Source organism: Pseudogracilibacillus amylolyticus (SeqCode), from assembly GCF_051918545.1.
Taxonomy (GTDB): domain Bacteria; phylum Bacillota; class Bacilli; order Bacillales; family Amphibacillaceae; genus Pseudogracilibacillus.
In genome coordinates, this window is record NZ_JBPPZG010000015.1 from 23,830 (window position 1) to 35,294 (window position 11,465).

The 11,465-nt window shown below is 36.0% G+C and carries 12 protein-coding genes; all 12 read left to right on the forward strand.

Annotated features, from left to right (window positions below; translation table 11 throughout):
* The first annotated feature begins 16 nt into the window (after positions 1-16).
* The 12 genes from ACPYKA_RS03280 to ACPYKA_RS03335 all read left to right on the forward strand — a co-directional run bounded on the left by ACPYKA_RS03280 (position 17) and on the right by ACPYKA_RS03335 (position 11,397).
* Positions 17-2,416, forward strand: a complete 2,400-nt coding sequence (locus tag ACPYKA_RS03280) for a pLS20_p028 family conjugation system transmembrane protein (RefSeq protein WP_479540979.1) — start codon at positions 17-19, stop codon at positions 2,414-2,416.
* Between the two features lie 70 nt (positions 2,417-2,486).
* Positions 2,487-2,783, forward strand: coding sequence for a DUF5592 family protein (locus ACPYKA_RS03285; protein WP_479540980.1), 297 nt, complete (start codon positions 2,487-2,489; stop codon positions 2,781-2,783).
* Positions 2,784-2,785: 2 nt separating this feature from the next.
* The gene (locus ACPYKA_RS03290; RefSeq protein ID WP_479540981.1) at positions 2,786-3,421 is read left to right on the forward strand and encodes a hypothetical protein; all 636 of its coding nucleotides are present in this window, start codon (positions 2,786-2,788) and stop codon (positions 3,419-3,421) included.
* Positions 3,422-3,439: 18 nt separating this feature from the next.
* Positions 3,440-5,395 carry a VirB4 family type IV secretion system protein gene (locus ACPYKA_RS03295; RefSeq protein WP_479540982.1) on the forward strand — a complete coding sequence of 652 codons (1,956 nt, stop codon included), beginning with the start codon at positions 3,440-3,442 and terminating at the stop codon, positions 5,393-5,395.
* Positions 5,395-6,519: a lysozyme family protein gene (locus ACPYKA_RS03300; RefSeq protein WP_479540983.1), complete on the forward strand. Its 1,125-nt coding sequence runs from the start codon at positions 5,395-5,397 to the stop codon at positions 6,517-6,519. The genes ACPYKA_RS03295 and ACPYKA_RS03300 overlap by 1 nt, the downstream gene beginning before the upstream one ends.
* Before the next feature lie 15 nt (positions 6,520-6,534).
* On the forward strand, positions 6,535-7,194 hold the full coding sequence (locus ACPYKA_RS03305; protein WP_479540984.1) for a hypothetical protein: 660 nt from the start codon (positions 6,535-6,537) through the stop codon (positions 7,192-7,194).
* The gene (locus ACPYKA_RS03310; RefSeq protein ID WP_479540985.1) at positions 7,191-8,036 is read left to right on the forward strand and encodes a hypothetical protein; all 846 of its coding nucleotides are present in this window, start codon (positions 7,191-7,193) and stop codon (positions 8,034-8,036) included. Before ACPYKA_RS03305 ends, ACPYKA_RS03310 begins: the two co-directional genes overlap by 4 nt.
* A 242-nt stretch (positions 8,037-8,278) precedes the next feature.
* A complete protein-coding gene (locus tag ACPYKA_RS03315; protein WP_479540986.1) occupies positions 8,279-8,530 on the forward strand; it encodes a hypothetical protein in 252 nt (83 codons plus the stop codon).
* Positions 8,523-9,662 carry a MobP2 family relaxase gene (gene mobP2 / locus ACPYKA_RS03320; protein WP_479540987.1) on the forward strand — a complete coding sequence of 380 codons (1,140 nt, stop codon included), beginning with the start codon at positions 8,523-8,525 and terminating at the stop codon, positions 9,660-9,662. The genes ACPYKA_RS03315 and mobP2 overlap by 8 nt, the downstream gene beginning before the upstream one ends.
* Before the next feature lie 10 nt (positions 9,663-9,672).
* Positions 9,673-10,125, forward strand: coding sequence for a hypothetical protein (locus ACPYKA_RS03325; protein WP_479540988.1), 453 nt, complete (start codon positions 9,673-9,675; stop codon positions 10,123-10,125).
* Positions 10,126-10,139: 14 nt separating this feature from the next.
* Positions 10,140-10,427 carry a hypothetical protein gene (locus ACPYKA_RS03330; RefSeq protein WP_479540989.1) on the forward strand — a complete coding sequence of 96 codons (288 nt, stop codon included), beginning with the start codon at positions 10,140-10,142 and terminating at the stop codon, positions 10,425-10,427.
* 31 nt (positions 10,428-10,458) lie between these two features.
* Positions 10,459-11,397: a DUF3991 domain-containing protein gene (locus ACPYKA_RS03335; protein WP_479540990.1), complete on the forward strand. Its 939-nt coding sequence runs from the start codon at positions 10,459-10,461 to the stop codon at positions 11,395-11,397.
* Positions 11,398-11,465 lie beyond the last annotated feature (68 nt).

Below are 11,465 nucleotides of genomic sequence, written 5' to 3' on the forward strand. Positions count from 1 at the left end.
TTCGAGGGCAAAAGGAGTGAATCATGATAACATGAATAATGATGAACTTATTCAGAAGCTAGAGGAATTTAAAGACTATCTTGACGTTGGCAGTATATTCGTTGACCCTTTCCGTTGGCTCGGTGGGGTGATGATAAAAGGACTGGCGTATATTTTAGATGGTCTTGAAAAAGTAACTGATGAAGTGTTGCTAGTTAAAAAGTTTTTCCAAAACCCTGAAATTGTGGCGTTCGTTGATTCGATACGCCCTTTTTTATATATTCTTTTAGCCTTTAGTCTACTTTATACAGGGTATTTATTGATTTTCCAAAAGAAATTTGACAGAGAAGGCATAGCGATTAATCTATTTATCGCTTTGGCAGTCATTGCGTTGCTTGGTACAGGAATGGATAAGTCGAATGAATTTACTGATGAAGCGATAAAGGCAATTGGAAAACAACAGCTTTATGGTGAAGATGAGGGAACAATATCTTCAAATATTTTATCAAGAAATATATATGACTTAACTGAATTTGATAAAGACGGATGGTCAACTACGGAGTTAGATCGACCCAATACAATTCCTTTAGATATGATTGGCAGGATTAACTTGACGGAGAAATTCGACAGCAGCCGTAGCGAATTAAATATGAGTAGTGCAGGAAAGGATTTGTCAAAAGTCCGATTGATTTGGGTTGGTGATAAGAAAGATACAACGAAGTTTGACCAGTCGGGGTTAGAATGGAATAACGAATACTATTATCGTTATTCGATAAACTGGATAACTCTTATAACAACCATTATAGTAATGGCATTTACTTTATTTAGTATTGCCTACAAGTTGGCTCGTTTGTCATTTGAAATGACATTCAATTATGTTCTGGCCATACTTGTTGCACCAGCTGATATTCATGATGGACAGAAAACCAAAAAGATACTTCAATCAATCTTAAATACTTTCCTAGTAATCATTTTGATTTTCTTGTCCATGAAGATTTATATGATTGGCACTTTATTCCTTGCCGAACAGATAGATGGTTTGGCTTATCTAATCGCTTTGATTGCCTTTTCGGTCGCTGTGATTGATGGTCCGAATATTGTTGAAAGGCTGTTCGGTATTGACGCAGGTCTTAAATCTGGTTGGGGTGTACTTGCAGGGGCTTACGCAGGCGGTAAAGTGGTTACAGGTATCGGTAGAAGCCTTGCTAGCCTTGCTAAAAAATCCAACAACAAAAACAGCCCAAATAGTTCATCTGGTGGTGGCGGTGGCTCTGGCGGTTCTGATGGTGGAAATAAACCTCCTTCACCTAATGATAAAGATAATAAGAATAAATGTCCGAAATGTGGTCAATCACCATGCGTTTGTAGTGGCGGTGGTTCTGGCGGTTCATCTGGTGGTGGCTCTGGCTCTGGCAGTTCTGATGGCTCTGTTGGTTCGTCTGGTGGCTCTGATACAAAAGGAGACGGCAAAGACAGCAAGGGCAGCAAAGACAGTGGCTCTGGCGGTTCATCTGGTGGCTCGGTCGCTCAACAGGCAGAAGAACAGCAAGGAAAGCAAAGAAATACTACTTCAAAAGCACCTTCACCGAATGATGGCGATAAAACTACAAGTAGTTCTAGTGTAGCAGGAACAGCGAAGGTTTCTGATAATGCAACTGTTCGCCAAGATACTGGTGTAACAGGAGTTCAAAATACTGTTCAAGGTAATACAACAGGTTCGACAACAAACACAGGCGGTAGTCCTACCCAAGCGTCAACAGGAGGTAAGCCGATAGGAACGAACACACCGAAAACTACAAGTAGTTCAGGTGTGACGGAAACAGCGAAGGTAACTGATAGTGCAACTGTTCGCCAAGATACTGATGTAGCAGGAGTTCAAAATACTGTTCAAGGTAATACAACAGGTTCGACAACAAACACAGGCGGTAGTCCTACCCAAGCACCAACAGGGGGCAAGCCGACAGCAACAAACACACCAAAGACTACAAGTAGTTCGGGTGTGACGGAGACAGCGAAGGTAACTGATAATTCAACAGTCCGTAAGAATACGGAAGTAGCAAGTGAGATTCAAGAGGTTGCAGGGAACACAACGACTTCCACAACACGTAGAGGTAGTGGCTCTACCCAAGCACCAACAGGGGGCAAGCCGACAGCAACAAACACATCTAAAACTACAAGTGGTTCTCATACAACCGAGAAAACCAATGTAACAACTAATTCAACAACAACCAGAAATACAGAGGTCTCAAATCATGTTCAGGAAGTTACAGGGAACACAACGACTTCCACAACACATAATGGTGGTGGCTCGTCTGGTGGCTCATTCGGAGGTCACGATCAACCTCGTGTAAATGAACGGAAACGCCCTAGAACCTATTCAATGAATAAAGGTAATGACAGTATCATTGATAGGATGAAAAACCACAGGAAGAAATAAGAAGTGAAAAGAATGGTCGCCTGTTATGGCGACTGTTCTTTTTATTTCTGAATAAAGGAGTAGATAACAATTGAGAAGTTATAGAATCCCGAATGAAATTTCAACTGAATTAAAAATCAATAAAATGCTTTATTTATATGACTTGCTTTTTATTATCGGGTTATTGGTTTTTCACCGAATCGCTTCACCATTCGTTCACTCGTCACTTTCATGGGCTTTTACTATTTTTCTAATAATATTTGGTTTGTTCATGATAGTTAGACCCTCAACAAACCCCAAAAAGAGAATGTATCACGCTATTCTCTTTGCAATTCTTAGAAAGAAAGATACGTATAGTTCAATTGATTATGAAGGAGAGGAGAAATAATCATGGCATTGATTGATGAACGGAAATACAAAAAAAGAAAAAATCATGGTAATGCTGCAAGTGCTGTAATGGATGAAAAAAACATGATGTCATTAAAAGAGAGAAAGGAAAAACGGAAAAAGATTATTTCATCTTTCGCTGATATTGTGCCGATAATTGACATTGTTGAATATGACTTTTTTGAAATGAGGAATGGCGAATACATGGAGATCGTTCAAGTGACGAGTAAGGATATTTATTCTTTGAACGAAAATGACAAGGACAACGATATATTTTCGTTGGCTTATTTGTTCCAGGCATACATTCCTGATATTAAACTTATTCCTTTGCATACGCCTGTCAATCTGGAACTCCAAAAGAACAACATCATACGAAATATTCGCAAGTGCAAAGAACCTGCCTATATTCCTTTCCTAGAAAAAAAGCTTGCGGAATTAGAATTTATCGAAGAACACCGAACGAATAAGGAATATTTCTTTTACTTGTATGCTGACAGTATAAAAAACCTTCTTGAACGGAAATCGCAATTCAAGAAACTCTTTGGTCGAAGTAATCCAATAATTGAATTGGAACTGGATAAAAAACTTAATGTTTTGTATCAACTTTCAAACTTGAATTCAAAGCCAAAAATAGATTAAAAGGGAGAGATTTGATTTATGCTTAGTGTTTTGACAAATGCCTTTAAAGGAAAAACAGATGAAGAAATCAAAGCAGAAAAAGGATATAACCCTTTCCTTGTCTCACAAATTCAACCACAGGGAGGAATTAATTTTAATGCAAGCTATGTCCGTTTAGGTGACGGATATATGTCATGTGTGCATGTATATAAATATCAAACGCTTGTAACGGATTTTTGGCTCGAACAGCTTATGAGTATTGAAAATGCTATTATCACGATTGATATTTCAACAGCCAACAAGCGTCAAATTATTGAAGAAATTAATAAATCTATGGCAGAGCAAGACACCCGATTTGTAAATGCAAAAGATAATGTTGACAGAATCAATGCTCGTGACAGCTACATTGAATTGGATGAATTGTACAACCAAATAACAAAGGGCGAAATCATGAAGCGTGTTCATCTTCGAGCATATGTTAAAGGGAAAACGCTTGAAGAATTGGAGATCCATGTGAGAGACGTTCTGGAAGAATTGGAGAGTTTGAACTTTAGAGGGGCTGTATTTCTCAATGAACAAGAATGGGAGTGGGAAAGCTTATTTACAAGCTACACAAACCAACTTGATTACGTGAATAAGCGTAAGGGGAAGGAAATCCCTTCTACAACGCTTGCAGGGGGTTATCCGTTCCATTATACATTTTTGAGTGATGAATACGGAACTTATTATGGCACAACCGACACAAACGGTAGTGTCATTTTTGATTTGTTTCATAGAGATAAAAACCGAAAATTTTATAATGCCTTGATGATTGGAAAGATGGGTTCGGGAAAATCCACTTTGCTTAAAAAGACAGTTCTTGACCAAGCGATTAAAGGTCATAAAATTAGAATTTTGGACGTTACAGGTGAATTTGCTGATGTGGTGGAAAGGTTAAATGGTAAACAGATTGCATTGGACGGTTCGGAAGGAATTATCAATCCATTACAGGTATTCAAGACCGTAACTAATGAAGATGGCTCTACAAATGAAGTCCTGTCCTTCACACAGCATTTATCTAAAATGAACGTATTTTATAATTTCATTAACCCTTCATCTGACCGAAATGAAGCAACAGAATTTGAAACATTGCTGCGCCAACTGTACGTTGATAAGGGGATGTGGTCAAACAATCCAGATGATGTAATGGATATTACAAGCTATAAAGCGAATGAATATCCTATCTTCTCTGACTTGCTCGATCTCGTTAGAAAGGAATTATATTCGGATTATGAGAATCGTAAACGTCATGAAAACTTAGGGAAAGAAAGAGAAACAAGACTAGCGAATATTGAATTGTCGCTGAAAAATCTGGTAGAAAACTACGGTAATATTTTTGATGGCGTTTCATCCATTGATAGTTTTGATGATGAATTGGTTGTCTCATTTCCACTTCGGAACTTAACCAACTTGAAAGCTGAAATTTATCAAGCCCAAGTATTTAACATCATGAACATGCTTTGGGATGGAATGATTGTCAACGGTTCTAATCAATTTAAAGCGTTCAACCGAGGACAATTAGATTTTGGTGACGCTACTCGCTTTCTAATTGTTATTGATGAAGCACACCATTTAATAAATACAAGAGACATTTCTCAACCTGCTGTACTCTATCTGGAACGTTTTATGCGTGAAGCAAGAAAGTATTTCGGAGGAATTTTCTTTGTGTCACATGTGATTTCGGACTTTGTTCCTTCTGGCTCGAATAGCGAAAATGCCGAGAATGTCAAAAAGCTATTCCAGTTGACACAGTATAAATTTATTGGGGAGCAAGACGCTGAATCAATGCCGACAATTCAATCTGTATTTGATGGACAATTGACGGAATCAGAAGTGAAAATAATTCCTACTCTTGAAACAGGGAAGGTTGTTTTATGTATCTCTGGTTTAAAAAATCTGGTGTTTGAAGTTGATGTATCTAAAACTGAATTATCTATATTTGGTGGTGGTGCATAATGACGAACGGAAGAAATGCTGCTGTTAATACTGCAAAGGCAATGGCAACAAGAATGGTATTAAAGAAACTTAATTTAGCAACTATAAAGGTTCAATTAATAATCGCAGGGATTCTCCTTGCGATTATTATTATTGCTGTTTTCATTGCAGGAATTATCGCTACAATCGGTGGTGGAACAAGTGATGATAATTCAGACAGTTTTGGACTTGGTGCAGGTCAAGCTATGGTTTCAGCAGAAGTAGCGCAATATAGAGGGGCAATATTTGAAGAATTGAGCAAGTACGGTTTAAGCGAATATACGGAATTGATGCTTGCTTTGATGATGCAGGAATCGGGTGGAAGGGGCAACGATCCCATGCAAGCAAGTGAATCATTTTGTGGTTCAATTGGTTGTATCACTGACCCTCAAACATCAATAGAAAAAGGTGTTTTGCATTTTAAAAGCGTATTAGAAAAAGCAAATTATGACGTAAAACTGACATTACAAAGTTATAACTTTGGTGGTGGTTTTATCGACTATGTGATGAAAAATGGCGGTTCTTATACAAAGGAACTCGCCATTTCTTTTTCTCAAATGATGTATCAAAAATTATCCCATACAGGCATTTACAAATGTCACAGACCAGAAGCCATTCAACATTCGGCTTGTTATGGGGATATTGGTTATGTTGACGCTGTATTAAGATATTTACCTTCTGCAATTATGGTCGACTCTGAAAATATTGCAGGCGGTATAGCTTCACCTTTGCGCCGTTCTCTCGTTGTTAATTCACCTTTCGGATGGAGGATTGACCCTATTAATAAAACTAAAGCCTTGCATGCAGGCATTGATTTAGCTTGCACATATACCGATTCAATACATGCAGTTAAAGATGGAAAAGTGGTATATGCAGGGGTGTCTAATGGTTATGGAAACCTAGTCCAGATACAGCATGACGGTTTCATTACAGCATACGCACATATGAACAGTATTAGTGTTTCAGTTGGTCAAGAAGTGAAGCAAGGTCAGGGGGTAGGTTATTGTGGCACAACCGGTAAATCAACAGGAACTCACCTTCATTTTGAAGTTAAAAGTGATTTGTGGAGTGGACAAATTGACCCTAGAAGTTTCTTAGGTTTATAGGAAGGAGTGAGCAATATGAACATGTTGTTTTCGAAAAAGAGCGCGATTATCCTGTTTGCACTTTTTCTAATAATCTCGCTCATTGCAAATATATATAGCTTTACTAATCAAGGCAAAGCAAGAAGTGAGTATGAGAAAAATCTTAATAAAACGTATGAAGATTTAAGTAAGAGTGAGGATGAAGTAAGGAAACTTAAAGAACAAGTTTCCTTACTTGAAAGCAAGAAAACGGATGATAAAAATAAAAATTCAAGTGAAGGCAGCACTAAAAAAAACGAGGGTAATCCAGACCGAAACAAACAAGAAGTTCTTGAAAATACAGCAAAAAGATTTATGGAGTTTTCCTTCAACTCCAATCCAGAAACCTATGCTGAAAGAAAAAAGCTTGCAAAGAATTACATGACAGATCACTTATATGAAACAATTTATTCGGCAGATGGGGTAGCCGAAGCTGAACAAAAAATCAATTCCTCCTTAGAAAAAGTTGTCGTCTATATAAAAGAAAATGCAGAAGATGAAGCGATTATTTATTACGAATTGAACAGAGAAATAATTACAACAGGTTATTCGGAAACCATACAAGACTATGCAAAATTAAAGTTTAGTGAAGAAAATAATCAATGGAAGGTATCAGACATTTCCACCATTGAAATAACGGGGAGTGATTCAGAGTGAAGAAGAAAAAAAGAAAAAACTTAAAAATTAATGTCTCCAATCTCTATATTATTGTCGCTTTAATTTTTGTTAGTGGCTTTGCATTTTTCGGTACTTCAAAGCTGTTCATGGCAGAAGAAATTCCAATAAACCAAACAAAATTGAACGAGGAATTTGATTTAAGGTCGAACGGAAAGTTTAGTATCAATAGTTGGAGTTATGATGAAGAAAAAAATAAAATGGAAGTTATTTTGGTCACAAATGGGATGAAAGATTATTCTTCGGAATTGGATTTCACGTCAATTTCAAAGAAAAATTTGAATCAAGAATTACCTGTTAAAGTGGTCTTTAATGATAATGAAATTTACATTCTTCATATTGATAAAGTTCCAAAAAACTTTGACCAACTCGCTATCCGTTTACACAAAACTGACCGGAACATGAGAGATATATTTGATGAACCAGATTCAATTGAAGAAAATGAACGGATTGTTTCAACCGTCTATACAGATGAAAGAGTGGTAGAAAGAAAGTCCATTGAAAAGTTGGATAACAAGAATTACACGTTGCAAGTTACGGATAATATTATCGAGCAAACTAAAGAAGATCAGGAAGGAATCAAGAAGAAAATTGAGAAAGCAAATGAAGTAAATGAAGAACTTAATGAAGAAATTGAAAAGCTAAAATCAGACCTTCTTTATCAAACAGTAGAAGAACAAATTGAAACCAACAATAAGATTTATCGCATGGAACGTGAAGTTGAAATGAATACAAAAGAGATTGAAACCCTGCAACAAGATATTCAGAATATGGATTCGAAAATTGAAAGATTGAAACAGAAAAAACGTGATATTGGTATTTAAATAGTAGGTACAAAACTGTGCCTAATATCCAAAAAGGATAGGTACAGTTTTGTACCCTATTTTAAAATTCTTGTACCCATGAAAACATTAGGCTTTGCCTAATCCCACACTGAAAGTGGGGGCAGTTTTCCCTTATGCTCTTTCTATCTATCCCCCCTATATGCTGTCAAATAACAGAATACTGATGTATAATGGATATAGGGTAACAGAATACTGATATGCAAAAGAAAAGAGGTGACATGATGGAAATTAAAATTCGGAATTTAGAACCTGCAACCATCAAAAAAATTGATGAGTTAGCAAAACAAAAAGGCATATCAAGACAAGAATATTTGAAAAGACATTTAGAGTCATTCGCTGTAAGTGGCTTGCATAGTGACATCATTGATCGCTACGAAAAGCAATTAGAAATCAATACAATGTTACTAGAAAAAAACACGCAAGCCATGAATGAAATGATTGAGACATTTAAGGAATTGATGTTTGATGAATAAGTCTCCTGCGGTTGTTATAAAGTCACAGTTTCAATTGAAGGGTAAAGGAGATTCTTCTTTCAATAATTACTTGAATTACATGGACAGATTAGAAACTCATAATGAAAAAAATGATTATGAAAGCTATCAGGATTACATGAGCAATGAAGAAAAATCAACAGGGTTATTTACAGATAAAAAGGATTCGTTGTCTCGTGACGAAAAAGAAAAATACAAAGATATATTTAAAACAGCCCAAGAGAAAGGGAGCATTCTTTGGCAAGATGTTATTTCCTTTGATAATGATTGGTTAAAAGAAATGGGGGTGCTTCATGAAAAGGGGATTGATGAAAAGAAATTAAAAGATGTTACTCGTTCGGCTGTAAATGAAATGCTAAAAAGCGAAAAGATTTTAGATAGTTCTGTTTGGACTGCTGCAATTCATTACAATACGGATAACATTCATATCCACGTTGCAACCGTTCAACTAAATAATTTTAGAGAACGTGGAAAGAGAATGCCAAAATCAATAAGCAAAATGAAATCAACAGTTGTAAATAAAATCATGGATCGCTCGCTTGAAAATAAAAAACTCAATGAATTTATTCGTGATGATTTAGTAAAAAGCAAAAGAGAAAATAAGATTGTCTCTTTTAAAAACAAAATTGTTAATCGGGATATGGTGAAGCAATTTGAGAAAATTCATTCCATGTTGCCAGATGATAAAAGACTTTGGAAATACAACATGAACGCAATCGCTGATGTAAGACCAGAACTTGATAAGTTAACGAACATGTATATTGAAAAGAATTTCAAAAAAGAATTTGAGGATTTTAAAAACCAATTGAATAAAGAAGTTGAAGTTTATAAAAAGACATATGGAAATGAATCTAAAGCAGAGCGTTACAGAGAAACAAAAATGAATGACATGTACACCAGAATGGGGAATGCAATACTAAGTGAGGTAAAGGAGTTTGATAAAAAGAAAAATCATGTTCCTAGAAAAAATGAAGTCATTAATACTTTCTACGTCAGAAAAGAAATGAATAACTCTATGTATGTATTAAACCGTTATATGAAAGATGATTTGCAAAGTATGAAAAATCAAAGAGCCTTTGAAGAATTACAACGTGAACAAGAATATGAAAGGTAGGCGATTGATAATGGAAGAAAGAAAACACTATCGTCACCGTTTATCAGATGAAGTCGCTCAATATATTAAAGATTATGCTATCGACAATGATCTTCCTCACCATAGCAGCAGTGAAGCGTGTGAACGGATAATAAGAGAACATATGGTGTTAAGCAAACAAAATTGGAATCTGCAATATATTTCAGATACTGTAACTGAAAATGTCACTCGTTCCGTTCAAGTCGCTTTACAAAAAAGCATTTCGAATGAAGTCAATAAAGTACGTCTTGGCACGAATAATATTGACCGAAATACGCAAATATTAATCGAATTGCTTCAAGGATTTATGCAGATAAGAAACGTTGAACACATTCCAACAACAGATATGTACAAACCAGAATTCCTAAACCATGTAGAGAAAACTGTTCAAGAAAAAATAACTTTGCAAAAACAAAAGAAGGACAGCAAATATCAAAAAAATTAAAAGGAGAGATGATGGTGAGCGTTTTTAAAAAAGATTACACACTCGCATTGATTAAAGAAGTTGGAGAGGATGATGTTCTGGTGACGGTAAATGATGTTGATGTTGTTGTTCCTTTGCATGAAGGAAATAAGCAAGCAATCTTTGACGCTGTTTCCGAAGGTGTGTATCTAGTTCCTTATGACAGTAAAAATAATGAGTTTCTTATGACGGTTGATGAAGCTGTATTATATGAAGTCTTTCCAGAACTTGAAAATGAAGAATTAGAAGGAGCAACAGACGATTTACCGGATGATGATGAATAACTTTTTCTAATAATAAAAGGAGTGATTAAAAGTGGGTGATCGAGTGAGTAGAGAGGAAATCGAAAAAGCGAGCGCTGTTCATATTTTGGATTACTTGAACTCAAAAGGTGAAGGTTTGATTAAACAAGGAAAGTATTATCGTCATACCGAACACGATTCCCTAATCATCAATGAGAACGGAAAATGGTTCTGGAATAGTCGGGGTGAGGGTGGTCATGGTGCAATTAGTTTTGCCCGAACATTTTATAATATGTCATTTCAAGACGCTGTTCGTGACGTAAACGGTCTATCCATTACAAGGAGTTACACAAATGATTTGAAAAGGAATGAAACAAAAGAGTTTGTCTATCCCAGACATTACGAATCAAACACACAACGTAATGTAAGGCAGTATTTAATAAATGTAAGAATGCTAGACGAAAAAATTGTTGATTCACTCATTAAAAATGATTATTTAGCCGAGGATAAACTGAAAAATTGTGTATTCAAATGGAAGGATTCAGAAGGAAAAATAGTTGGTGCTGATCGACAGGGTACTGTGCCGATTAATACGAATCGTGGATACTTTAAACAGGTGGTAGCGAACAGTAAAGAGGATGGTGGATTTCGTGTTGATGTAGGAAAGGCGAATAAAATTGCTTTGTTTGAAAGCCCTATTGACGCTCTTTCCTATTATGAAATGTATCGTCCAACAGATATAAGACTGCAATCAATGAGTGGTTTAAAAGACCGTACAGCAGCAACAGCAATTAAAGATTTTCTACGTGATTGTAAGGAAAAAAATATTAAAGTTGAAGGGCTTATCCTGGCTGTCGATAACGATAAAGCAGGAAAAGAATTTACAGAACGGTGGGAAAGGTTATTGCATTGTGAAAACCACGTTCCAAAATTTAAAGATTGGAACATGGATTTGCAGAAAATGAAGGCGAATGAAAAGAGAAAAGAGCAAGAACTTGAATTAGGAAGGTGATATAAAAATGGCATATAAGCGAAAAACTCATGAAGAACGCATGAAAGAGATTGAAGATTTGACCAATG